Origin of the sequence: Sphingomonas sp. HF-S4, assembly GCF_032911445.1 — a bacterium.
Taxonomy (GTDB): Bacteria; Pseudomonadota; Alphaproteobacteria; order Sphingomonadales; family Sphingomonadaceae; genus Sphingomonas; species Sphingomonas agrestis.
In genome coordinates this window covers 124,948-146,224 of sequence record NZ_JAWJEJ010000001.1, presented here as the reverse complement: position 1 = coordinate 146,224, position 21,277 = coordinate 124,948, and the positions used below count along the sequence as shown (strand labels likewise).

Annotated in this window: 26 protein-coding genes; 11 read left to right on the top strand and 15 right to left on the bottom strand. The window is 66.2% G+C overall.

What is annotated here, in order from left to right:
- Nucleotides 1-23: 23 nt before the first annotated feature.
- The 4 genes from RZN05_RS00740 to petA form a co-directional block, all read right to left on the bottom strand.
- Nucleotides 24-560, bottom strand: a complete 537-nt coding sequence (locus RZN05_RS00740; protein WP_317224714.1) for an adenine phosphoribosyltransferase — start codon at nt 558-560, stop codon at nt 24-26.
- 78 nt (nt 561-638) lie between these two features.
- Nucleotides 639-1,472 carry a cytochrome c1 gene (locus tag RZN05_RS00735; RefSeq protein ID WP_317224713.1) on the bottom strand — a complete coding sequence of 278 codons (834 nt, stop codon included), beginning with the start codon at nt 1,470-1,472 and terminating at the stop codon, nt 639-641.
- 15 nt (nt 1,473-1,487) lie between these two features.
- The gene (locus RZN05_RS00730) at nt 1,488-2,777 is read right to left on the bottom strand and encodes a cytochrome b (protein ID WP_317224712.1); all 1,290 of its coding nucleotides are present in this window, start codon (nt 2,775-2,777) and stop codon (nt 1,488-1,490) included.
- A 12-nt stretch (nt 2,778-2,789) separates the two neighbouring features.
- Nucleotides 2,790-3,374 carry a ubiquinol-cytochrome c reductase iron-sulfur subunit gene (gene petA, locus RZN05_RS00725; RefSeq protein WP_317224711.1) on the bottom strand — a complete coding sequence of 195 codons (585 nt, stop codon included), beginning with the start codon at nt 3,372-3,374 and terminating at the stop codon, nt 2,790-2,792.
- 1,038 nt (nt 3,375-4,412) lie between these two features.
- Between petA and RZN05_RS00720 the strand changes: the two genes are divergently transcribed.
- The 3 genes from RZN05_RS00720 (at nt 4,413) to RZN05_RS00710 (ending at nt 6,687) form a co-directional block, all read left to right on the top strand.
- Nucleotides 4,413-4,952: a GNAT family N-acetyltransferase gene (locus tag RZN05_RS00720; protein WP_317224710.1), complete on the top strand. Its 540-nt coding sequence runs from the start codon at nt 4,413-4,415 to the stop codon at nt 4,950-4,952.
- Between the two features lie 168 nt (nt 4,953-5,120).
- Nucleotides 5,121-5,963: an oxygen-dependent coproporphyrinogen oxidase gene (hemF, locus tag RZN05_RS00715; protein ID WP_317224709.1), complete on the top strand. Its 843-nt coding sequence runs from the start codon at nt 5,121-5,123 to the stop codon at nt 5,961-5,963.
- Nucleotides 5,964-6,090: 127 nt separating this feature from the next.
- Nucleotides 6,091-6,687 carry a GNAT family N-acetyltransferase gene (locus tag RZN05_RS00710; RefSeq protein ID WP_317224708.1) on the top strand — a complete coding sequence of 199 codons (597 nt, stop codon included), beginning with the start codon at nt 6,091-6,093 and terminating at the stop codon, nt 6,685-6,687.
- On the opposite strand, the gene RZN05_RS00705 is transcribed toward RZN05_RS00710, so the two are convergent.
- The gene (locus RZN05_RS00705) at nt 6,654-7,388 is read right to left on the bottom strand and encodes a hypothetical protein (RefSeq protein ID WP_317224707.1); all 735 of its coding nucleotides are present in this window, start codon (nt 7,386-7,388) and stop codon (nt 6,654-6,656) included. The two genes, RZN05_RS00710 and RZN05_RS00705, sit on opposite strands and share 34 nt — an antisense overlap.
- Nucleotides 7,385-8,218 carry a hypothetical protein gene (locus RZN05_RS00700; protein ID WP_317224706.1) on the bottom strand — a complete coding sequence of 278 codons (834 nt, stop codon included), beginning with the start codon at nt 8,216-8,218 and terminating at the stop codon, nt 7,385-7,387. The genes RZN05_RS00705 and RZN05_RS00700 overlap by 4 nt, the downstream gene beginning before the upstream one ends.
- A gap of 110 nt (nt 8,219-8,328) precedes the next feature.
- Between RZN05_RS00700 and lipB the strand changes: the two genes are divergently transcribed.
- From lipB to RZN05_RS00685, 3 genes are all read left to right on the top strand, one after another.
- On the top strand, nt 8,329-8,973 hold the full coding sequence (lipB, locus tag RZN05_RS00695) for a lipoyl(octanoyl) transferase LipB (RefSeq protein ID WP_317224705.1): 645 nt from the start codon (nt 8,329-8,331) through the stop codon (nt 8,971-8,973).
- A gap of 109 nt (nt 8,974-9,082) precedes the next feature.
- Nucleotides 9,083-9,337 carry a hypothetical protein gene (locus RZN05_RS00690; protein ID WP_317224704.1) on the top strand — a complete coding sequence of 85 codons (255 nt, stop codon included), beginning with the start codon at nt 9,083-9,085 and terminating at the stop codon, nt 9,335-9,337.
- Nucleotides 9,338-9,493: 156 nt separating this feature from the next.
- The gene (locus RZN05_RS00685; protein ID WP_317224703.1) at nt 9,494-10,174 is read left to right on the top strand and encodes a hypothetical protein; all 681 of its coding nucleotides are present in this window, start codon (nt 9,494-9,496) and stop codon (nt 10,172-10,174) included.
- Nucleotides 10,175-10,178: 4 nt separating this feature from the next.
- Here the strand turns inward: RZN05_RS00685 and queE are convergent, their stop codons facing one another.
- From queE to RZN05_RS00655, 6 genes are all read right to left on the bottom strand, one after another.
- The gene (gene queE / locus RZN05_RS00680) at nt 10,179-10,811 is read right to left on the bottom strand and encodes a 7-carboxy-7-deazaguanine synthase (protein WP_317224702.1); all 633 of its coding nucleotides are present in this window, start codon (nt 10,809-10,811) and stop codon (nt 10,179-10,181) included.
- A complete protein-coding gene (queC, locus tag RZN05_RS00675; RefSeq protein WP_317224700.1) occupies nt 10,808-11,491 on the bottom strand; it encodes a 7-cyano-7-deazaguanine synthase QueC in 684 nt (227 codons plus the stop codon). The genes queE and queC overlap by 4 nt, the downstream gene beginning before the upstream one ends.
- Nucleotides 11,492-11,633: 142 nt before the next feature.
- A complete protein-coding gene (locus RZN05_RS00670) occupies nt 11,634-12,038 on the bottom strand; it encodes a hypothetical protein (RefSeq protein WP_317224699.1) in 405 nt (134 codons plus the stop codon).
- A gap of 95 nt (nt 12,039-12,133) precedes the next feature.
- Nucleotides 12,134-13,060 carry an Hsp33 family molecular chaperone HslO gene (locus tag RZN05_RS00665; protein WP_317224698.1) on the bottom strand — a complete coding sequence of 309 codons (927 nt, stop codon included), beginning with the start codon at nt 13,058-13,060 and terminating at the stop codon, nt 12,134-12,136.
- 149 nt (nt 13,061-13,209) lie between these two features.
- Complete coding sequence (argF, locus tag RZN05_RS00660; RefSeq protein ID WP_317224697.1) at nt 13,210-14,127, bottom strand: ornithine carbamoyltransferase; 918 nt, start codon at nt 14,125-14,127, stop codon at nt 13,210-13,212.
- 140 nt (nt 14,128-14,267) lie between these two features.
- A complete protein-coding gene (locus tag RZN05_RS00655) occupies nt 14,268-15,461 on the bottom strand; it encodes an aspartate aminotransferase family protein (protein ID WP_317224696.1) in 1,194 nt (397 codons plus the stop codon).
- A 194-nt stretch (nt 15,462-15,655) separates the two neighbouring features.
- Between RZN05_RS00655 and RZN05_RS00650 the strand changes: the two genes are divergently transcribed.
- The gene (locus RZN05_RS00650) at nt 15,656-16,378 is read left to right on the top strand and encodes a hypothetical protein (protein ID WP_317224695.1); all 723 of its coding nucleotides are present in this window, start codon (nt 15,656-15,658) and stop codon (nt 16,376-16,378) included.
- On the opposite strand, the gene RZN05_RS00645 is transcribed toward RZN05_RS00650, so the two are convergent.
- The gene (locus tag RZN05_RS00645; protein ID WP_317224694.1) at nt 16,375-17,217 is read right to left on the bottom strand and encodes an ABC transporter permease; all 843 of its coding nucleotides are present in this window, start codon (nt 17,215-17,217) and stop codon (nt 16,375-16,377) included. The two genes, RZN05_RS00650 and RZN05_RS00645, sit on opposite strands and share 4 nt — an antisense overlap.
- Before the next feature lie 52 nt (nt 17,218-17,269).
- On the opposite strand from RZN05_RS00645, the gene RZN05_RS00640 reads away from it, so the two are divergent.
- The 3 genes from RZN05_RS00640 to RZN05_RS00630 all read left to right on the top strand — a co-directional run bounded on the left by RZN05_RS00640 (nt 17,270) and on the right by RZN05_RS00630 (nt 19,251).
- Nucleotides 17,270-17,947 (top strand): GcrA family cell cycle regulator, encoded by a 678-nt coding sequence (locus RZN05_RS00640; RefSeq protein WP_317224693.1) that lies wholly within the window; start codon nt 17,270-17,272, stop codon nt 17,945-17,947.
- A 142-nt stretch (nt 17,948-18,089) separates the two neighbouring features.
- Nucleotides 18,090-18,221, top strand: coding sequence for a hypothetical protein (locus RZN05_RS00635; protein ID WP_317224692.1), 132 nt, complete (start codon nt 18,090-18,092; stop codon nt 18,219-18,221).
- 67 nt (nt 18,222-18,288) lie between these two features.
- Nucleotides 18,289-19,251, top strand: coding sequence for an alpha/beta fold hydrolase (locus RZN05_RS00630; protein ID WP_317224691.1), 963 nt, complete (start codon nt 18,289-18,291; stop codon nt 19,249-19,251).
- Here the strand turns inward: RZN05_RS00630 and RZN05_RS00625 are convergent.
- Both RZN05_RS00625 and RZN05_RS00620 read right to left on the bottom strand, forming a co-directional pair.
- On the bottom strand, nt 19,248-19,571 hold the full coding sequence (locus tag RZN05_RS00625) for an antibiotic biosynthesis monooxygenase family protein (RefSeq protein WP_317224690.1): 324 nt from the start codon (nt 19,569-19,571) through the stop codon (nt 19,248-19,250). The two genes, RZN05_RS00630 and RZN05_RS00625, sit on opposite strands and share 4 nt — an antisense overlap.
- A 231-nt stretch (nt 19,572-19,802) precedes the next feature.
- Entirely contained in the window at nt 19,803-20,951 is a 1,149-nt protein-coding gene (locus RZN05_RS00620) for a serine hydrolase domain-containing protein (protein ID WP_317224689.1), read from the bottom strand.
- Nucleotides 20,952-21,071: 120 nt separating this feature from the next.
- Here RZN05_RS00620 and RZN05_RS00615 point away from each other — a divergent pair, with 120 nt between their 5' ends.
- Nucleotides 21,072-21,224: a hypothetical protein gene (locus tag RZN05_RS00615; RefSeq protein ID WP_317224688.1), complete on the top strand. Its 153-nt coding sequence runs from the start codon at nt 21,072-21,074 to the stop codon at nt 21,222-21,224.
- Nucleotides 21,225-21,277: the final 53 nt, after the last annotated feature.

The following is a 21,277-nucleotide window of genomic DNA, read 5'->3' as shown; positions in this document are numbered from 1 at the left end:
GGGGCGCGTGCGACCAAGTTCCTTTAGTGTCCTTCGAACGCCACCAGCGCGTGGACCGCGATCCCGTCACCGCGCAATGCGTCGGCGCCGCCCAGCTCGGGCAGGTCGACGACAAACGCTGCCTGGGTGACCTCGGCCCCTGCCTTGCGCAGCAGCCGCACCGCGGCGCGCGCGGTGCCCCCGGTGGCGATCAGGTCGTCGACCAGCAGTACCCGGGCGCCGGGCGCGCAGGCATCGGCATGGATGGCGATGCGGTCGGTGCCATACTCCAGGACGTAGTCCTCGGCGATCGTCGCGCCGGGGAGCTTGCCGTCCTTGCGGATCAGCAGCAGCCCGCAGCCGAGCTTCACCGCCAGCGCCGCGCCGAACAGGAAGCCGCGGGCTTCGATGCCGGCGACCAGGTCGATCCTGCCCTCGACGGCCTCGGCCATGCGGTCGATCGTCAGCGCGAGGCCTTCGGCGTCGAGCAGCAGGGTGGTGATGTCGCGGAATTGGATTCCCGGCTTGGGGAAATCAGGGATCGTGCGGATGCGCTGCCGGATGTCTTCGTTGTTCGGCATTCGATTCGGCCTCAGAAAAAGAAAATCCCGCCGGGCAGGGCCGCGGCGGGATTCTATTAGTTCAACGATTTCAGCGCCTTAGTGCTTCACACCCCGCCACACGGTGAGGTACGCGCCATAGGCCAGGCCGGTCGCGATCAGCAGGAAGATCACCACCGCGAAGCCCGCGGCGTGCCGCTTCTGCAGCGTCGGCTCGGAGCTCCAGACGAGGAACGCGGCGACGTCCTTGGCCATCTGGTCCTTGGTCGCGCGGGTGCCGTCCGAATAGGTCACCTGATCGTCGCCGGTCAGCGGCGGCGGCATCGCGATGTTGAGGTTCGCGAAATACGGGTTGTAGTGCGACCCCTCGGGGGTCTTGGCGCCCGGGAAGTTCTTGAGCAGCTCGGCGGGCTGCTTGTCCTCATAGCCGGTCAGCAGCGAATAGATGTACGCGCCGCCGTTATGCCGGGCCTTGGCGATCAGGGTCAGGTCCGGCGGGGTGCCGGTGCCGGGATAAAAGACCTTGGGGAAGCGGTCCGACGCGAGATTGTCACGCTCGCCCCAGGTGCCCGCCTTGGGATCCTGGACCGGCTGCTTGATCGGCCAGTCCTTGGCGATCTTCTTCACTTCGGCCTCGTTGTAGCCGATCTGCTGGAGATCGCGGAACGACGCCAGGTTGAGCGAATGGCAGCTCGCGCAGACCTTTTCGAAGACCAGGAAACCGCGCTGGAGCTGGGCGTTGTCGAACTTGCCGAATGGCCCGTCCGACGCGAGCTTGAGCGGCTTGGGATGGTGGTGGAACTCTTCCTCGGCGGTCGGCTGCGGAGGCTCCTTCACCAGGCCGACGATGGTGCCGACCAGCGAGAGGAACAGCACGCCGATAAAGGCGAGGCCGACGAGGAACTTGATCGAGCGCATGAACAGCGGAAGCATTTTCTCGATTCCCCTTTACGCGCTCAGCGCCGTTTCGGTCATCCGCGAGCCACCCTTGTCGCCCAGCACTGCCTCGGTGATCGAGTTGGGCAGCGGCTTGGGACGCTCGAGGCGCGAAATGATCGGCACGATGATCAGGAAGTGCGCGAAATAATACGCCGCGGTGACCTGGCTGGTGATGACCACCGCCGGCGTCGCGGCCGAGCCGCCGCAATAGCCCAGGATCAGCACGTCGAGGACGAGGATCCAGAACGCGATGCGATAGGCCGGACGGAAGTTCGCCGAGCGCACCGGCGACTTGTCGAGCCAGGGCAGGAAGAACAGTAGCAGGATCGAGCCGAACATCGCGAGCACGCCCCACAGCTTCGCCGGGATGATGAAGTCCGCGGTGAAGGCGCGCAGGATCGCGTAGAACGGCCAGAAATACCATTCGGGGACGATGTGCGCCGGCGTCGAGAGCGGGTTGGCCGGGATGTAATTGTCCGGGTGGCCGAGCAGATCGGGGTAGAAGAAGATCAGCGTCGAGAAGACGATCAGGAACACGCCGACCCCGAAGCCGTCCTTCGCGGTGTAGTAGGGATGGAACGGGACGGTGTCCTGCTCGCCCTTCACTTCCACGCCGGTCGGGTTCGACGAACCCGGAATGTGGAGCGCCCAGATGTGGAGGATCACGGCACCCGCGATCACGAAGGGCAGCAGATAGTGGAGCGAGAAGAAGCGATTGAGCGTGGCGTCGTCGGGCGCATAGCCGCCGAGCAGCCAGACGCGGATCCATTCGCCGACGACCGGGATCGCCGAGAAGAAGCCGGTGATCACCTGCGCGCCCCAGAAGCTCATCTGGCCCCAGGGAAGGACGTAGCCCATGAACGCGGTGGCCATCAGCAGCAGGAAGATCACCACGCCGATCAGCCACACCATCTCGCGCGGTGCCTTGTACGATCCGTAATAGAGCCCGCGGAAGATGTGGATGTAGACTACCAGCAGGAACATGCTGGCGCCGTTGGCGTGCGCGAAGCGGAGGAACCAGCCGGCGTTGACGTCGCGCATCATGCCGACATTGACCGATTCGAACGCACCGGCGGCCGAGGAGTGGAAGTGCATCGCGAGCACGATTCCGGTGACGATCTGAACCATCAGCGCCACCCCGGCGAGCACGCCGAAGTTCCAGAAATAGTTGAGGTTGCGCGGGACCGGATAGCCGGCGCCGACTGCGTTATAAACGAAGCGCGGCAGCGGCAGGCGGCTGTCGATCCACTGCGTCAGCGGGTTCTTGGGTTCGTAGTGGCGTGCCCAGGGAAAGCTCATCTGCGTCTATCCTCAACCGACCACGACGACAGTGTCGGACGTGAATTCATATTCCGGAACCGCGAGGTTCGTCGGCGCCGGACCCTGGCGGATGCGGCCGGCAGTGTCATAGGCCGAGCCGTGGCACGGGCAGAAATAGCCGCCGAACGGCCCGCGATTCTCACCCTCGCCGGCACCCAGCGGCACGCAGCCGAGATGGGTGCACACGCCCAGCGTGATCAGCCAGTTCTGCTTGCCCTCCTTGGTGCGGTCGGCAAGCGACTGCGGGTCGCGCAGGCTCGATACGGGAACCGCATCGGCCGCGGCGATCTCCGCCGGGGTGAGGTTGCGCACGAACAAGGGCTGCTTGCGGAAGCTCGCCTTGATCGCCTGGCCGGGCTCGATCGCCGAAACGTCGAGCTCGGTGGTCGACAAAGCGAGCGTGCTCGCATCGGGGTTCATCGAATTGATCAGCGGCAGAAGCGTCACGCCCCCGCCGACGCCCGCAAACGCCACCGCGGCGATCTGCAGATAGTCGCGACGGCGCGGATTCTCGATCACGTCGCCCGGCGGCACCACCGTCTGGGTAGGGGAAACACCGTCTTCAAGCGTTGCCATGCTTCAGCCCTTGCACTTCAGAACAATCCCACGACGACCGCGTGGGGTAACCGGACAGGGGCGCATCCTCGCCCATCGCCGCCCGGTTGCCCCCGAGGCTTGCGCGGCCTGATAGACGGCAGGAAGCGGCTTTGCCAACAAGGATTTTGACCGCGGTGTGACGCTCGCCGGTCTTCCGGTGGCAATCGGCTTGGCGCGAGCGCGGCCGTCAATGCCTTCGCAACCACTGCGCAATCATGGCACGATCGTCTCCTTCTATGCCCGCCCGTTCCCTGGCAGTAACCTCCTCGGGGAAGGTAGCGCGGCATGCAGCGATCACCTGCCGCGCCACCATTGCAGCCTCCTGCCGCGAGAGTTTGCCGCTACGCGCGGCTCGTGCCTGATCCATCTGAGCGCCGAGGCAGGCCGTCCGCTCCTGCAACCAGAGCGCCGGAGTTTCGGCGGCAGCTATGGTGCTCAACATCGAGGCCACGAGAACGGTCAGTCGCATATCGTCAGCCCCGTCAATTGCCTCCCCCCATACCGATAGCCGTCCCGCGCCAACCGCCCAAGGAGTGAAAAAGCGATGGCAGCAAACGCCCCAATAGCAGACGTTGTTGGCGCGACCTCCTATCGGTAGGTTCCGCACATGCCGTCTGTTTTTGTGAGCTTGGTCGTGGCCCCCGTTCTGGCGTTTGTCGGCGGGCTTCTGTTGCGTCCAGGCTGGAGGGGACTAGCCTATGTGGTCTCGCTTGTGGGGCCATTGGGTGTCTACACGGTGGACTTGGCCAGCTATCCGCCCTCACCCCCGGGGTTTTGGGCCTGGTGGCTCATTGGCCTTGCCTATCTCGGTCTGCCGCTGCTGCTCTCGCTCGGCATCTCGACCCTGACCTTCGCCGTCGGTCGGCGAATAGCCAGAGATACGAGAATGACGAACGACCGCTAGCCACCCAATCCCGGATGTTCGCGAGCCCCGAAGCCGGTGCCAAAAGCTGCCGGACCGCAAACGCCCCAATAGCGGACGTTGGCAGGGCCGCCTTGCGTATTTAAGGTGGCGCGATGGACCAAATAGCGACTGCGAACGGCGAACCGGCAGCAATCAATGTGGGGGACACAATGGTACGCCCGGCCAAAGCGACGGACTGGCCCGCCATCTGGCAAATCATGACGGCGGTGGCGGGAGCAGGAGACACCTTCACCTATCCCAGGGATATCGCAGAGAAGGATGCTCGGACGTTGTGGATGACGCGTACCGGGAAGACGATCGTCGCGACGGATACGGCCGACCGTGTACTCGGCACCGCCAAAATGGGCGCGAACCAGATGGGGCCGGGCAGCCATGTCGCGACCGCCAGCTTCATGGTGGCGACTGATGCTCGTGGGAGAGGCGTCGGTCGAAGTCTTGGTAATGCCGTCGTCAGGTGGGCGGAGGCAAGCGGCTTCCGAGCGATCCAGTTCAACGCAGTTGTTTCCACAAACGTAGCGGCGGTCGCCTTGTGGCGCAGCCTAGGCTTCGCGATTGTTGGGACGATACCGGAAGCGTTTTCGCATCCGACGCTAGGTGATGTGTCTCTCCACGTTATGCATCGTCGCCTTTGAAATAGGCGCGCGCAGCCGCCGCGGTTCAATTCTGGATGTCTGCTTCCCACCAATCTCAGACCTTCAGCAGATGTTTGCGGACCGAAGCTCTCCACCTGTCGGCGCGGGCTCGCGTGGGGACACTCTGTCCACTCGACACGCTTCCCCTCGCGGGCCTACTAGCCCGTCATGCAAGCGCTCGATCCCCAGCAACACGCGGCCCGTATTTGGTTCGAATCCCTGCGCGACCAGATCTGCGCCGAATTCGAGGCGATCGAGGCCGAGGCGGGTTCGGACGCGACCTTCGACTATTTGACCTGGGACCGCACCGATCCGAGCGGCGAGCCCGGCGGCGGCGGGGTTCGCGGGGTGATGAAGGGCAAGGTGTTCGAGAAGGTCGGCGTCAACGTCTCGACCGTCGGCGGCGCGTTCGAAGGCGACTTCGCCAAGACGATTCACGGTGCCGACACCGATCCCAGCTTCTTCGCCACCGGCATCAGCCTGGTCGCGCACATGGCCAATCCGCACGCGCCCGCGGTTCACATGAACACGCGCTTCCTCGTCACCACCAAGCGTTGGTTCGGCGGCGGCGCCGATCTCAACCCGCCGATCCCGGTCGAGGAAGATACAGCCGAGTTCCACGCAGTGCTCAAGGCCGCGTGCGAGGCACACGATCCCGGGCACTATCCCCGCTTCAAGCAATGGGCCGACGACTATTTCTACATCCCGCACCGGAAAGTGCATCGCGGCGTCGGCGGGATCTTCTACGATCACCTCGAAGGCGATTGGGACGCGGACTTCGCCTTCACCCAGGATGTCGGCCGCGCCTTCCTTGATGTCTTCCCGCGCATCGTCCGGCGGCGGATGGGCTTGCCCTTCACCGACGCGGACAAGGCCCAGCAGCTCGAATGGCGCGGGCGCTATGCCGAGTTCAACCTGATCTACGATCGGGGGACGTTGTTCGGATTGAAGACCGGCGGCAACGTCGATGCGATCCTGATGAGCCTGCCGCCGATGGCGAGCTGGGGGTGAAAAGCGCCCCTTCCGCTTGCCGGAGGGGTCGGGGGAGGGCATGGCCGCAAGCGATGCCGCTATTGGATAGCCCCTCCCCTACCCCCTCCCGCAAGCGGGTGGGGAATTCCCGGATGGCAGGCAAGCCATGGGCCTGACGCCCGTCCCCGACGACCAGATCGCGACGATCGTCACCTCGCTCGAGATGCGGCGCAAGCCGCCGTTGCGCCCCACCCCGACCTCGCCGCTGCGCCTCGTCCACTGGCCCGCGCCCGACAGCGACAAGTACAAAGCCCTGTTCCGCCGGATCGGCGAGCCCTGGCTATGGTTCTCGCGGCTGGTGCGCCCCGAGGCGGAACTGCGCCGCACGCTCGATGACCCGAAGATCGAGGTCTATGCCGCGATCGATCGCGCGGGGATCGAAGTCGGCTTTATCGAACTCGACTTTCGAACCGAAGGCGTGTGCGGGATCGGCTATTTCGGGCTGGTCCCCGAACTGATCGGCAAGGGGCATGGCGGCTGGCTGATGGCGCAGACGCTCGCGCTGGCATGGCGCAGGGGTGTGACGCGGGTCTGGCTGCACACCTGCACGCTGGATCACCCATCGGCGCTGGGTTTCTACCGCCATCACGGCTTCGTGCCCTACAAGCGCACCGTCGAGAGCTTCGCCGATCCGCGGATCGCCGGGATCCTAGCGCCCGAGGCGGCGCCTCATGTGCCGATGCTGGGCTCGGTCCGCCGATAGGCCGCGACGCGGAGCAGCGCGAAGCCGGTCCAGGCGAGCCCGCCGATCAGCGCAGTGACGACATGCCCGATCACCAGCGCGACCCGCGCCTCGACGAGCGTGGCGAGCCCTCCGATGAGCACGCTCGACACCACGATCAGCAGCATCGCCACGATCACGGTCACCATCGCGGCGGCGAGCAGCACGATCCAGTTGAACCCCGCGCTGCGCCGCCAGCCTTCGCGAAAGGCATGGATCGGTCCTTTTTCGGGCATCGCGGCAAAGGACGGCGCGGCAAGCCAGGTGCGCCCGAAGACGAACAGCCCCGGCAGCACCAGCAGCGACAGCCCGAAGCTGAACAGCACGCTCGCGATCAGATAGATGGCGAGATAGGGCAGGAAGCGGCGCAGCGTGATTCCCAGCACCTCGCCCAGCGTACGTCCGCCGCCCTGGAAAAAGAGGTTGAGCACGGTGAAGCTGCCAAAGGCGATCGCGAGGTTCGCCGCCAGGATCGCGACGATATTGGCTTCGTAGAACGCCGCGATCGCTTCACGCAGCTGCTCGGGCGTCGCGTCGCCGGGAAAGCCGCTGTTGGCGAGCAGGAGCACGATCGCGAGCATCGGCACGAAGAAGAACATCCCCGCGATCGGCACCAGCAATTCGCGCTCGCGGCGCCAAAGCGCGCGGGCGTCGGCGAGCACGCCGACGAGATCGAGCCTCATGCCGCGACTTCGCCGTGGCGGAAGCCCTGCCGAGCGGTCAGCGCGAGATAGAGCTTGGCGGTAAACGCCGGCGGGATGACCATGAACGCCGACTGGACCGCGGCGACGACGATCGAGGTCATCACCGTCGCCAGCGTCACGCCCTCGCCGTCATTGCCCGCGACGAGCGCGAAGATGCTGCCGAACACGGTCTTGGCGGCGAGCCCGGCCACCCAGCTGACGATCGCGAACAGGAGGATGACGCCGACGATGCGCAGCGCCGCGCCGCGGGTGAGCGACCAGGATTCGCCGAGCGCGCTCAGCATGCGGTTCTCACGCACCACCACCGGAGTCGCGACGATCAGCCGTGCGACCAGCCACAGCAGCAGCGCGAGCGCCACGAGCGCATAGACGACGATCGTGCCGGCAACCTGCATGCTCATCTCGACGGACTCGCCGCGCGCCATCGCGTTCATGTCGTAGCCGTTGGCGAGGAGCAGCGCCGGGATCGGCAGCAGCAGCACGCACGCGGCGGCGAACATCACCACCGACACCACCAGCGCGGGGAGGAAGCGCCGCGTCGCGATATTGGCCGCGCTGCGCTCCGAGGCGATGTCGAGCGCCATCGCGGTGATTGCGAGCGATCCCCAGAGCGAGATCAGCGCGAAGACGAACTGGAGCGTGTAGAGCAGTGCCTTGAAACCGGTTCCGGCGCCGGTCATCGCCGCTTCGAAATTGCCTTCGATCGAGGCGGGCACGAAGAAGGCGAGCAGCGCGATCGGCACCACCGCGGCGATATTGTCGCCAAGGAATTCGGCGGTCCGGTCCCAGACCGTTCCCATCTTCACCATGTCACACCTGCTGCTTCGGCCCTGCCGTCCGTGTTAGCCGCGCGGCCCGGCCTTGCCAATCTCTGGGCCAGATGCTTGCGAAAATGCCCGGCGCGGCGCATCGGGCGGGCATGACATCCGATATCGAATGGCGCGTCGAGCCGGGCCGGATCGACTATGCCGAGGCGCTCGCCGAAATGGAGGCGCGTGCCGCCGCGGTGACCCGGCACGAGGCGCGCGAGCTGGTCTGGCTGCTCGAGCATCCGCCGGTCTACACCGCCGGCACCAGCGCGACCGACGCGGGCGAGCTGCTCGATCCGCGCTTCCCGGTCCACAAGACCGGGCGCGGCGGGCGCTATACCTATCACGGCCCAGGCCAGCGCATCGGCTATGTCGTCATGGACCTGCGCGCGCGGAAGCGCGACGTGCGCTGCTATGTCCACGCCCTGGAAGGCTGGGTGATCGCCGCGCTGGCGGAATGCGGGATCGAGGTGTTCCGCGCGCCCGGCCGGATCGGTATCTGGACGCTCGACCAAAGTGGCCAGGAAGCCAAGATCGGCGCGATCGGGGTGCGGATCCGGCAATGGGTCACGCTCCACGGCTTTGCCGTCAACCTCTCGCCCGATCTCGGCCATTTTACGGGAATCGTGCCGTGCGGAATCGCCGAATTCCCCGTCACCAGCGCCGCCGCCTTGGGCAAGGACGTTACGGCAGCGCGGTTTGACGCCGCGCTCGACGCCACATTTCCGCCATTTTTACGCGCTCTCTCTGCCTGAAGGGCAAATCGTGTCTTGAGAGCGTGCCCCAAACCGACTAATGTCCACGTCGGTTTGGGTATTAAACGGCGTATCCGCTGTCCAAATCCATTATCTAGGGAGCTATTACATGCGTGCAGTCCTTTCCAAGATCGTTGCAGGTTCGATGATCGCCGGCGCGGCCCTCGTCGCCTCGGCGTGCACCAGCAACGAGACGTCGACCAACGTGACCAACACCACCGAAATCGTGCCGGTCGAGAACACCACCGTCACCGACACCATGGTCACCAACATCGACGCGGCTGCCCCGGTCGACAACGGTGCGATGATGGAGACCACCAACACCACCACCACGGTCACCGAGAACACCACCAACGCGATGTAATCATCGCGCTTCGGCGTGTTTCGAAGGGCCGCCCGGGCAACCGGGCGGTCCTTTTCGTTAGCGCGGCAGGCCGTGCGGGCGCCGCGGCGAAAAAAGAGCTTGGGCACGGAGTCAAAATTCCTTAACCACCGCGAGACAAGCCAAAAAGAGGGCGTGATGCTGGTTCCGCGTATCGTTTCCATGCTGGCCGTTTCGGCCGGCCTCCTCGCCGCCGCACCGGCATCGGCGCAGTTCTTCATGAAGCCCGCCAACCTTGCCGGCGGCCGCGTCACGGGTGCCGAGCCGGGCATGACCGGCCCTGCGCTGCCCGGGGCCACCGGCGAGGAACTGCGCGCCGCCTTGGTGTGGAACCTGCGTGCCGCGCTCAACGTCGCCGCGCTGCAATGCCAGTTCGAGCCGACGCTGCTGACGCTTGGAAACTACAACGCCGTTCTCGACGATCACGAAGCAGAACTGCGTGAATCCTACGCAACGCTCGAGAAATATTTCATTCGAACCAACAAGACCAAGAAGCTCGGGCAAACCGAACTCGACAAGTTCGGCACCCGCGTCTATTCGGGCTTTTCGACCGTCTCGGGCCAGCTGTCTTTCTGCCAGACTGCCGCCGCAATCGGCCATGATGCTGTATTTGCGCGCCGCGGCACCTTCGGCGATCTCGCGCACGACCGGATGCGCGAGCTGCGCGCGAGCCTAGCCTCCTGGGGCGAGCAGTTCCGCCGCACGATCAATTATCAGGGGCTGACCTACGCCATGCCGCCGTTCGGCAACGACAAATGCTGGCGCAAGAACAGCTACCAAGTGAAGAAGTGCGGCGCGCTGCACGTGGCGGCGCGCTGAGGGGCTAGCGCAGCCCCAACAGCTTGTGCGTCTGGAGCGACAGCCGCCAGCGCGGCCGCGCCATCGCCAGCGCCGTCGCGGCACGGACATTCTCCGCGCCGTTCGCGTCGTCCATCGGCTGGACGAGGAAGTTGGCGAAGTCCCAGCTCTCGAGCATGTCGAGATCGCTGCCCGCCTGCGGCCAGACCAGCTTGAGCTCGTCGCCCGAGCGCTGAACCACGTCGCTGCCAGCCTTGGGGCTGATGCACACCCAGTCGATCCCGGGATGCGCAGGCAAGGTGCCGTTGCTCTCGATCGCGATGCGGAAGCCGCGCGCGTGGAGCGCATCGACGAGGGCGTCGTCGATCTGGAGCATCGGCTCGCCGCCGGTGAGCACCACGAAGCGGCGATCCGGCCCTGCTGCCCAATGGCCGACCACCGCATCGGCCAGCGCATCGGCATCTACGAACTTGCCGCCGCCCAGCCCATCGGTGCCGACGAAATCGGTGTCGCAGAACTTGCACACCGCCGTAGCCCGGTCCTGCTCACGCCCCGACCATAGGTTGCACCCGGCAAACCGCACGAACACCGCGCGCGCCCCGGCATTCACGCCCTCGCCCTGGAGCGTGAGGAACATCTCTTTGACGGCGTAGGTCATCGGTCGGTCGCGTAGCCCGTCGGATCGGGCACGCCGGCTTCTTCGAAACCCTTCGAACGCAGCCGGCAGCTGTCGCACAGGCCGCAATGCACGCCGCCCGGCGCCGGATCGTAGCACGACCAGCTCATCCCCAGGTCGAGCCCCAGCCGCATCCCCTCGCGGACGATATCGGCCTTGGTCATATCCTGGAGCGGCGCGCGGATGCGGAAGGGCTCGCCCTCCACCCCCGCCTTGGTCGCCAGCTCGGCGAGCTTCTCGAACCCGGTGATGAACTCGGGCCGGCAATCGGGATAGCCCGAATAATCGAGCGCGTTGACGCCGATATAGATGTCGCGCGCGCCCGCCGCCTCGGCCCAGCCGAGCGCCAGGCTGAGGAAGATCGTGTTGCGCGCCGGCACATAGGTGACCGGGATGTCGTCGCCCACGCCCTGCTTGGGCACGTCGATCTCGGCGGTCAGCGCCGATCCGCCGAACGCGCGCAGGTCGAGCGGCAGCACGACATGGCGCTCGGCGCCCAGCATCGCCGCGATCCGGCGCGCCGCGGCAAGCTCGACCTGGTGACGCTGGTTGTAATCGATCGAAAGCGCGAGCAGCCGATGCCCGTCCTCGCGCGCTCGCGCGGCGGAGATCATCGAATCCAACCCGCCCGAGATCAGGGCGACTGCAACGCTGTCGGTCATCCCCCGCCGCTAGCCGGTTTCGTGCCGCAACGCAAAATGGGCCGCGGTGAAGCGGCCCAGTTGGAAATTTGCCAGAGAGGAAATGCTCCAGGAAGGAGCAGCAACCGATAAACGAACAGGGTTAACCAATCGTAACCGCCGCTCAGCTGCAGACGCCGATCCGCCGCCCCTCGAACTTCTCCGCAAAGGGCGCGCCATTGGCCACGCCCTGCGTATCGATATTCACCACCCGCGGCGTATCGATCGAGATCGTCGTGCGACCGTGACCGTGGCTGGGGCAGGTGTAGCGGATCGTCGCCGAACTCTTGGCGCTCTCCATCACGAAATGCTCGCACTGGGCGTCGCCATGCATGATCTGGAGCAGCGTGCCGGGATTGCGCAGGCAGAGCTTACGCACCTCGCCCTCGCCGTCCTTGAGCTGCCATTCGCCCCGCTCCAACGTACCGAGCGCACCTACCGCGGGACCGCGCTGCGCAGGCGCGCCCGCTGCACCGAGCAAAAGCAACGCGCCCACGATTCCCGGGCGGACCATACGCCTGAACACCATAAAGACTCCCCGTTCGCGCGCCTGCGCAACCTACTCCGGGGCCCCACCGAAGCCCGCTCTCCGCGGCCACGCCGATATGGAAAGCGGGTTCTCGATTACAACGGCGGTGCAACAAAATCGCCGAGCTGCACGGGGAACTTCTTCGAACAGAAGGCGCAATCGACACTGATCACGCCGTTCTCGTCCGCCATCTCGGCGCGGTCTTCGGGCGCGAACTTGCTCAGCACCTCGGTGATGTAGGTCGTATCGCAGCGGCAGCCGCGCGAGAGCCCGGTGCCGACAAGCACGCGCACTTCCTCTTCCTCGTTGAACAGCCGCCAAACGAGATTCTCGAGCGGGATGCTCGGCTCGGCGAGCTCGTCGGCGCCCATCGTCGCCGACAGCGCCTCGACATGCTGCCATTCGGGATGGTCGAGCCGCACGTGCAGTCGCTCGCGCCCCGCCTCGCCCTCAGGCAGATGCTGGACGAGGATGCCGCCGGCAACCAGCTTGCCGTCCTTGCCGCGATGCGTGCCGATCCGCACCAGCGTCGGGATCTGCTCGGACTGGAGGAAATATTCCTCCGCCGCCGCGCCGATCGACGACGCGACGAGCGGGACGATCCCCTGGTAGCGCTCCCTGGTCGCCGCCTGGTCGAAGGTGATTGCCAGATGCCCCTTCTTGCACAGCGCATCGAGCGTCGGCTTCTTGCCCAGCTGCGACAGCCGTTCGGCGTCGAACTGGACATAGCCGCGTAGCTCGCCGTTCTTGTAGTCGCATACCAGCAGGCTGACGATCGCGCCAGGCGACTGCGCCTGGAGCGTCATCTGCCCCTGCGCATCCTTGAGCGTCGCGCCGAGCAAAGCCGTCAAGGTCAGCGCCTCGGCGAGCAGCCGCTCGATCGGCTCGGGATAGGCGTGGGCCGACAGGATCTCATCGAGCACCGGCCCCAGCCGCGCGACGCGGCCGCGGGCATGGCGGCTCGGAATGGTGAAGCCGATCACACGATCGAGATCGGTGGTGGGGGCGGTGTTGGGAGTCATGACATTTCCCCGTTCGGGCTGAGCGTGTCGAAGCCCCGTCCTGCTCTCCTTCCACCATCGCGAAAGAAGAACGGCGCTTCGACAAGCTCAGCGCGAACGGGGTTTTCTGGGTCGCGGCTCAGATAAGAAGCGGATGTCGTCGCTTCAACTCAGCCCAATTGCCCGAAGCACCAGCGCAGCACCGCCTTCTGCGCATGGAGCCGGTTCTCGGCCTCGGGCCAGATCAGCGACTGTGGGCCATCGATCACCGCGTCGACCACTTCCTCGCCGCGGTGCGCGGGCAGGCAGTGGAGAAACGCCGCGCCCGGATTGGCCTGCGCCATCAGTGCTTCGTCGACCTGGAAGGGCATCATCGCCGCGAGCTTGGTATCGGCATGCGGCTGGCCCATCGAGATCCAGGTGTCGGTGACGATCACGTCGGCGCCTTCGGCCGCTTCGCTGGCGGTGCCGACGACGCGTGCGCGGCCCCTGCCCCGCGCGACATCGGCGTCGCTCGGCTGGAACCCCTGCGGGCACGCCGCGACAACGTCGAAGCCGAGCAGTCCGCCGGCCTCCATGATCGAGGCAAGGACGTTGTTGCCGTCGCCGAGCCACGCGACCTTGAGGCCGGGCAGCGTCCGTCCGCTCTCGAGGATGGTCAGCAGATCGGCCATGATCTGGCACGGATGCGATGCGTCGGTGAGGCCGTTGATCACCGGCACGCTGGCGTGTTTGGCCATCTCGACCACCTTGGCGTGATCGTCGGTGCGGATCATGATAGCATCGACATAACCGGACAATACGCGCGCGGTGTCGGCAATGCTCTCGCCGCGGCCGAGTTGCATCGAGCCCGCGTCCATAACGATCGACGTGCCGCCAAGCTGGCGGATCGCCATGTCGAACGAGACGCGGGTACGCGTCGAATTCTTCTCGAAGATCATCGCGAGGACGTGGCCGGCAAGCGGCGCGTCGGCATCGGCCTTGCCCTTGGGCCAACCGATACGGGCCGATTTGCGGGCGACCGCGTCGTCGAGCATCGCCTGGATGTCCGCGGTGCCGGCGTCGGACAGATCGAGAAAGTGGCGCATCCTAGATCCTCCCCGGCACGGGGAGGGGGACTGTTCGCGCAGCGAATGGTGGAGGGGGCGAGCCCCAAGCCATTCGCTCGCGGAGAGCCCCCTCCACCATGCTGCGCATGGTCCCCCTCCCCGTGCCGGGGAGGATCGAATTAGTCATCGCTCGGCGGCGCGAAGCTGCGCGCGCCTTCGCTGAGCCGCTCGATGCATTCGGCGATGTGATTCTCGTCGATGATCAGCGGGGGCAGCACGCGGAACACGTTCTCGCCCGCAGCAACGGTAAGCAGCCCGTGATTGTCGCGCAGATGGGCGACGAAGTCGCGCGACACCGCGGGCTCCTTCATCTTGATGCCGAGCATCAGCCCCTTGCCGCGGATCTCCTCGAACAAATGATCGTGGTTCGGGATCAGCTGCTCGAATGCCTGGCGGAGGCGGTCGCCCATCTTGGCGACATTCTCGAGGAAGCCCTCGGTCATCACGTCGAGGATCGCCTGCCCCGCCGCCATCGCCAGCGGATTGCCGCCATAGGTCGATCCGTGCGTGCCGATCACCATCCCCTTGGCCGCCTCTTCGGTGGCGAGGCAGGCGCCGAGCGGGAAGCCGCCGCCGATACCCTTGGCCGCGGTCAGGATGTCGGGGGTGATGCCGTAATGCTCGTACGCCCACATCTTGCCGGTGCGGCCATAGCCGCACTGGATCTCGTCGAGGATCAGCAACAGGCCGTGTTCGTCGCACGCTTTCCGCAGCCCCTGGATGAACTCGGGCGTGCCCGCGGTCATCCCGCCCTCGCCCTGCACCGTCTCGACCAGGAAGCCCGCGGTCTCGTCGTCGATCGCGGCGAGCGCGGCCTCGAGATCGTTGAACTTCACATAGTCGAAGCCCGGCAGCAGCGGCTCGAAGCCGTCGCGCATCTTGGGCTGGTCGGTCGCCGAGATTGCGCCGATCGAACGGCCATGGAAGGCGTTCTTGAAGGTGATCAGCTTGTGGCGCTGCGGGTTGCCGTTGACATAGTGGTAGCGGCGCGCGGTCTTGATTGCGCACTCGATCGCCTCGACCCCCGAATTGGTGAAGAACACCGTGTCGGCGAAGCTGTTGTCGACGATCCGCTGTGCCAGCGCCTCGCCCTGGGGGGAGCCATAAAGGTTGCTGACGTGCATCAGCGTGGCTGCCTGCTCGGCGATCGCCTTGGTCAGATGCGGGTGGCCGTGGCCCAGTGCGTTGACGGCGATGCCGGCGGCGAAGTCGAGATACTGCTCGCCGCGCTCGCCATAGAGGTACACGCCCTCGCCTCGCACCGGCCGCACTGCGCACCGCGGATAGACGGGCATGAGCGGGGTAATAGGCATCGGAACGGTACTCCTTCGTCGAAAAGCTGGGTCGAGCTCCAGAAACGCAAAAGGGCGGCCAACCGGACCGCCCGGAGCGGGTGTTTAGGGGCAGCGCCACAGGTGCGTCAATAATCCATTGGTCGCGAGGCATGCCGCTACCGCATGAGGATCGTTTCGGCCCCGTCATCGGTTCTGCGGTGACGGAGAATACGATGGCAGCGATATTGGAAAAGTGGGAGGTCGGCCCGCACGGGCCGCTGGTCGACATCGACGAAGGCCTTATGACGGTCGAGGGCGAGATCGTCATGCCGCTGGGCCGCTTTCCGCGGCGGATGACGGTGATCGCGCTCGAAGGCGGCGGCACGGCGGTCTGGAGCGCGATTGCGCTGCACGAGCCCGAGATGGAGCGGATCGAATCGCTCGGCACGCCGCGCTTCCTGATCGTCCCCAACCAGGCGCACCGGCTCGATTCGCGGATCTGGAAGCGACGCTATCCGGGGATGCAGGTGCTCGCCCCGCCGAGTGGGCGCAACAAGGTGGCCGAAGCGGTGCCGGTCGATGCGACCGTCGATATCATCGGCGATCCCGCGCTCGTCCTCGCCAAGATCGCCGGGGCGAAGCTCGACGAGTTCGCGCTGCAGGTGCATCGCCCGAGCGGCACGACGTTGATCCTCAACGACGTGATCGGGCATGTCCGCCATCCGCACGGGATCGGCGCGTGGCTCCTGGCAAGACTGATGGGGTTCGGCGTCAATGGCCCGCGCGTGCCGCGGATCGTCAGGCGGATGATGATCGACGATCCGCATGCGTTGGCGGCGCAATTGCGCGACTGGGCGGCGCTGCCCGACCTCAAGCGGATTATCGTCAGCCATGGCGAGCCAATCGAGGACGATCCCGCGGCTGCGCTGCGGAAAGTTGCCGACAGCCTCGACTAGTTCTTGAGGTTCCAGCCCTTGCGCAGCAGCCAGTAGCAGGCGAGCCCGAGCACCGCGTCGAGCGCCAGGATGATCGCGCTGCCCATCAGGATCGGCGAGTCGGCGACGCCGAGGAACCCGTAGCGGAAGCCCGAGATGATATAGAAGAACGGGTTCAGGTGGCTGATCGTCTGGAACACCGGCGAGAGCCTGTCGACCGAGTAGAAGGTCCCCGAGAGCAGCGACAGCGGCGCGACGACGAAGTTGGTCACTGCCGCGGCATGATCGAACTTCTCCGCCCAGATCGAGGTCAGCACGCCGAGCAGCGCGAGGAACAGCGATCCGAGGAAGCCGAACCACAGGATCGCCCAGAGATGCGCGGGCACCACGCTGACGCTCGGCCACAACGCCATCGCCAGCCACACCGCGCCGCCGACGCAGAAGGCGCGCGTGACTGCGCCGCCGCACAGCCCGGCGAGCAGCTCGCCGGTCGATAGCGGTGGCATCAGATAGTCGACGATCGTCCCCTGGATCTTGCCGACAAGCAGCGAGAAGCTGGCATTGGCAAAGGCGTTCTGCAGCATGCCCATCACGATCAGGCCCGGCGCGATGAAATCGGCGAAGTGGATGCTGCGCCCGTCGAGCTCGATCGTGCGCCCGCCGCCGCCCAGTGCGACGGTGAAGATCACCAGGAACAACAGCGTCGTGACGGCCGGCGCCCATACGGTTTGGAGCTGCACCTTGAAGAAACGGCGCACCTCCTTGATATAGAGCGTACGCAATCCCCCCCAGTTCACGTTGCGAATCACCGGAACGCCGGGCTCGGGGAGGGTATGACCGGTTTCTGGGTGGCTGCTCATCGCGTGTTCGCGTAAACGCTGCCCGCGCCGCCCGCAAGTTGAAGGAAGTGACGTGAGCTGGACCGAAGAGCGTATCGATACGCTGAAGAAGATGTGGGACAGCGGCCTGACCGCCACCCAGATCGCCGAGGAGCTCGGCGGCGTGTCGCGCAATGCCGTGATCGGCAAGGCGCATCGGCTGGGCCTCCAGTCGCGCCCGTCGCCGGTCAAGCCGAACGAGCCGAAGGCTGCCGCGGCCGCTGAGCCTGCCGCGCCGAAGCCGGCGCCCGCCGCCCCGGCACCCAAGGCACCCGCTCCGGTAGCCGCCGCGCCGCGCGCACCCGCCGCCGAGCCGGCCGAGCCCGTGGCGAGCGCCGCTGCGTCCGGGGACGATGCCAAGCCCGCGGCGCCCGCACCGGTGCTCCGCTCGGTCGGCCCCGGCGGCTTCCTGCGGCAGAACCCCGGCGAGCAGTCCGCGCCGATCACCCCCGCCCCCCCGCGCCGGCTGGTCCCCGCCAAGCCGAGCGAGGCGATCGCCGGCAAGACGTCGCTGCTCGACCTCAACGACCGCATCTGCAAATGGCCGCTCGGCCATCCCGGCGAGCCCGACTTCCACTTCTGCGGCGACAAAGTGAACCCAGGCTTCCCCTACTGCGTCGCGCATTGCGGCCACGCCTATCAGGCGCAGCTTCCCCGCCGCGACCGTCGCCCCCCGCCCCCGCTGCCCTTCGGCGGCCCGCGGGTTCGCTAAGGTGATCGGGTGTCGTTCATGGACTCGCTACGGTTCGAAGCGTAGATTGAGGCCATGAGCGACACTGCGGAACGCTCCTACGAGCTTCTGAAGCGGCTCCACGCTGAGTTCGCCGATTTTCGGCGATCAGGCGTCGATCAAGATGCGCCTCGGCTCGGTTGAGCAGCATCAGGCCACCATGGCTGTCGACATTGCCCGCATCAATGCGGAGTTGGATGCCATTCGCGCCGATGTCGGTCTGATCAAGCGTCGGCTGGATCTCGCCGACGCCTGACTGTTCCTGCCATCGCGCGTTGCCTTTCCCGAAGAGGGATACTTGCGTGCGATATCTATTGGCGGCCTTGGCCCTACTTTGCGCTGCTCCCGCCGCCCAGACGCCCGATTACGGCGCCGACCTCGAGCGCTTCGACTATCCCTACCCCGTCCACTGGTTCGAGACGCGCACGCAAGCACCGGCGCGGATGGCTTATCTCGATGTCCGACCGAGCGGCACGGCGAAGGCGACGGTGGTCCTGCTCCACGGCAAGAATTTCTGCGCGGCGACCTGGGAAGACACGATCCGCGGCCTCGCCGCGCGCGGCTATCGCGTGATCGCGCCCGACCAGATCGGCTTCTGCAAGTCGGCCAAGCCCGACGGCTATCAATACAGCTTCCACGCGCTGGCCGCGAACACGCTGGCGCTGCTCTACCAGGCCGCCGTCGGCAAGGTCGTGCTGGTCGGCCATTCGACCGGCGGCATGCTGGCGACGCGTTTCGCGCTGCTCTATCCGGATCGTGTCTCGAAGCTGGTCCTCGTCAACCCGCTCGGGCTCAACGACACGCTCGCCGAGGGCGTGCCCTACACCCCGCTCGACATGCTCCGCGCCGAGGAGGCCAAGACCAGCGCCGCCTCGATCAAGGTTTATCAGCAGCGCAATTACTATAACGGCCAGTGGCGCCCGGCCTATGACCGCTGGGTGGTGATGCTCGCCGGCCAATATGCGAGCACGCGCGGCGACTCCGTGCGCGAGGCGCAGGCGCGGCTCTCCGACATGATCCAGACCCAGCCGGTCGCAGCCGAACTCGGCCGCGTGCGTATCCCGACCACGCTGATCATCGGCCAGACCGACAAGACCGCCTTTCGCGCCAACACCGCGCCCGAAGCGCTGCGCGCCAAGGTCCGCACCGTGCCGCAAGCCGCCGAGACCGCGGTAAAGGCCTTCCCCCGCGCGCGGCTGGTGCGGCTGGACGCGCTCGGCCATTCGCCTCAGGTCGAGGATAGCGAACGCTTCCTCGCGGCGCTCGACGAAGCGTTGGAGCGCTAGCCTCCGCGCTCCAGCACGAAGGCGACTTCGTAGAGCCCTGGATGCGCCTCGCCATAGCGCTTGTTGCCCTCGATCATGCCCTTGCGCTGCAGGTGTTCAAACACCCGCCGGGCCGCATCGAGATCGGCGCTCTGGGCGTAATTGACCACGCGCGTGCCATCCAGGCTGCGGTGCAGGTTTGCCGAAATCCAGCCCTCGACCTCGCGCGCGGCACGTGCTGATTCGGTGAGATAGGCGATCAGCGGCTGCTGCTCACCCGGCGGCACGGTAAAGACGTTGATCTGGGTGATGACGCCGCTGTTTGCGGTAATGATCGGCATGGGACGCTCCTCGATAGGGGCGCACCACCGGAACTGCCACGCGCCAAAGCCACGCGCGCGCCAAGCCCCGGCGGCACGCGCCGGTTGCTTGTCGCGGGTTCGCGCAAGCGCGACACGGAGCCTCTTGGCGAGGGAACGGACGTACCGATGCCGTTCTGGTCCTTTTCGACGCGCCGAGGCTATCGGCGAAGCGGAGTCATTGCAATCGTCGAAGGGCGCGTCACCGCGCGCTCACCGTTTGCCGAACAGTCGCGGATATTCCCAATGCCACGGCACCCCGGTCTCGCCGATCGCTACCCTAACAAGCTCAGGGAACGCCGCCTCGGCGCGCACGTCGTTCGACAGGATCACGACGCAGCGCCGCCGCTGCGCGACGCACACCAGCGTGTTGGCGGTCGAATCATTGTGCCCGCCCTTGAAGAATCCCGCGCCCTGCGGCCCGGCAAACGCGATCACCCCGAGCCCCGCGGCGACGCCCTTGGGCCGCGCCGCCACCGGCGCCTCGGGCTGGAGCGACGGGAATTGCGACGCGGTGGTGATCGGCAGCTGGCCGCGAATCAATTCGCGGAGCGAGCCCGTGCGCAGCCCGTCGCCGCGGATCAGCCCGGCGGCGAAGCGCGCCATGTCGGCGATCGTCGTGTCCATCGATCCCGCTGCGCGTACCCGGCTGCGCTCGTCATGCGGCTCGACGGCGCCTTCGAGCGTCCAGCCATCGGCCATGTTGCGCGCGAAATCGGCGCGCCACTTCATGCTGGTGGTCTTCATGCCGAAGCGATCGAACACCCGGCGCTGCATCTCGGCGCCGAGATCGAGCCCGAGCCCCTTCTCGATACCGAACTGGAGCAGGATGATCCCCTCGCCCGAATAGGCATAGCGGCTGCCCGGATCGAAATGGATGCGCAGCTTGCCGTCGGGCTCGTCGAACGCGAAATTGGCGAAGCCGGTGCTGTGCGTCAGCACCATCCGCGGCGTGATCGTCCGCCAGCGCGGGTCGGCGGCAAGATCGCCCCAATTGCCATAGGCGTCGAGATTGCCATAGTCGGGCAGCGGCTTGGGCAGCATCGCGGCGATCGGCTTGTCGAGGTCTATGCGGCCTTCATCGACCAGCTGCATCACGGTGTACGCGAACAAGGTCTTGGTCAGCGACGCGCCGTACATCACCGTGTCTGTCTCAAGGGGTGCATCGGCGGGATTGCGCACGCCATAGCTGCGCACCGAGACGGGCTTGCCATCCTCGATCACCGCCAACGCGAGGCCCTTCACGCCCGTGCGCGTCATTGCCGCCTTGACCGCCGCGTCGATCGCGTCTTCCTGCGCCGATGCAGCAGGCGCGGCGCCCGCCACCAGCATTGCCGCGATCATTGTCCACAAAATCCGCATCGTCCCTCCCCGGTTGCGCCGCGATCCTATCGCGGCGGATGCAGGGAACAAGCACAGTTCTCTTTTTGTTCTTTTCTTCAGCAGCCGCCGCTGGTAGAAGGTGGCCAAGGAGATACCGCCATGTACGTACAGCCCGGCGAATGGTCGAACTTCGGCACGCCCCGCGCTTCGGAAGCGCGCAGCATCGGGACGATCCTGAGCGAGATGCGCGAGCTCGCCGTGCTCCGCGCCTGCCCGCCGCGGCGAACGCGATCGGGCGCAGCGCGCGGTTGATCGCGGACATGCAAACGGCCGGCGGATCGCTCCGCCGGCCGCGCATCGGGACG

Coding starts and splice junctions, on each gene's coding strand:
- RZN05_RS00740 (WP_317224714.1), bottom strand. CDS start 560: ATGCCGAACAACGAAGACATCCGGCAGCGCATCCGCACGATCCCTGAT.
- RZN05_RS00735 (WP_317224713.1), bottom strand. CDS start 1,472: ATGCTTCCGCTGTTCATGCGCTCGATCAAGTTCCTCGTCGGCCTCGCC.
- RZN05_RS00730 (WP_317224712.1), bottom strand. CDS start 2,777: ATGAGCTTTCCCTGGGCACGCCACTACGAACCCAAGAACCCGCTGACG.
- petA (WP_317224711.1), bottom strand. CDS start 3,374: ATGGCAACGCTTGAAGACGGTGTTTCCCCTACCCAGACGGTGGTGCCG.
- RZN05_RS00720 (WP_317224710.1), top strand. CDS start 4,413: ATGGACCAAATAGCGACTGCGAACGGCGAACCGGCAGCAATCAATGTG.
- hemF (WP_317224709.1), top strand. CDS start 5,121: ATGCAAGCGCTCGATCCCCAGCAACACGCGGCCCGTATTTGGTTCGAA.
- RZN05_RS00710 (WP_317224708.1), top strand. CDS start 6,091: ATGGGCCTGACGCCCGTCCCCGACGACCAGATCGCGACGATCGTCACC.
- RZN05_RS00705 (WP_317224707.1), bottom strand. CDS start 7,388: ATGAGGCTCGATCTCGTCGGCGTGCTCGCCGACGCCCGCGCGCTTTGG.
- RZN05_RS00700 (WP_317224706.1), bottom strand. CDS start 8,218: ATGGTGAAGATGGGAACGGTCTGGGACCGGACCGCCGAATTCCTTGGC.
- lipB (WP_317224705.1), top strand. CDS start 8,329: ATGACATCCGATATCGAATGGCGCGTCGAGCCGGGCCGGATCGACTAT.
- RZN05_RS00690 (WP_317224704.1), top strand. CDS start 9,083: ATGCGTGCAGTCCTTTCCAAGATCGTTGCAGGTTCGATGATCGCCGGC.
- RZN05_RS00685 (WP_317224703.1), top strand. CDS start 9,494: ATGCTGGTTCCGCGTATCGTTTCCATGCTGGCCGTTTCGGCCGGCCTC.
- queE (WP_317224702.1), bottom strand. CDS start 10,811: ATGACCTACGCCGTCAAAGAGATGTTCCTCACGCTCCAGGGCGAGGGC.
- queC (WP_317224700.1), bottom strand. CDS start 11,491: ATGACCGACAGCGTTGCAGTCGCCCTGATCTCGGGCGGGTTGGATTCG.
- RZN05_RS00670 (WP_317224699.1), bottom strand. CDS start 12,038: ATGGTGTTCAGGCGTATGGTCCGCCCGGGAATCGTGGGCGCGTTGCTT.
- RZN05_RS00665 (WP_317224698.1), bottom strand. CDS start 13,060: ATGACTCCCAACACCGCCCCCACCACCGATCTCGATCGTGTGATCGGC.
- argF (WP_317224697.1), bottom strand. CDS start 14,127: ATGCGCCACTTTCTCGATCTGTCCGACGCCGGCACCGCGGACATCCAG.
- RZN05_RS00655 (WP_317224696.1), bottom strand. CDS start 15,461: ATGCCTATTACCCCGCTCATGCCCGTCTATCCGCGGTGCGCAGTGCGG.
- RZN05_RS00650 (WP_317224695.1), top strand. CDS start 15,656: ATGGCAGCGATATTGGAAAAGTGGGAGGTCGGCCCGCACGGGCCGCTG.
- RZN05_RS00645 (WP_317224694.1), bottom strand. CDS start 17,217: ATGAGCAGCCACCCAGAAACCGGTCATACCCTCCCCGAGCCCGGCGTT.
- RZN05_RS00635 (WP_317224692.1), top strand. CDS start 18,090: ATGCGCCTCGGCTCGGTTGAGCAGCATCAGGCCACCATGGCTGTCGAC.
- RZN05_RS00625 (WP_317224690.1), bottom strand. CDS start 19,571: ATGCCGATCATTACCGCAAACAGCGGCGTCATCACCCAGATCAACGTC.
- RZN05_RS00620 (WP_317224689.1), bottom strand. CDS start 20,951: ATGCGGATTTTGTGGACAATGATCGCGGCAATGCTGGTGGCGGGCGCC.
- RZN05_RS00615 (WP_317224688.1), top strand. CDS start 21,072: ATGTACGTACAGCCCGGCGAATGGTCGAACTTCGGCACGCCCCGCGCT.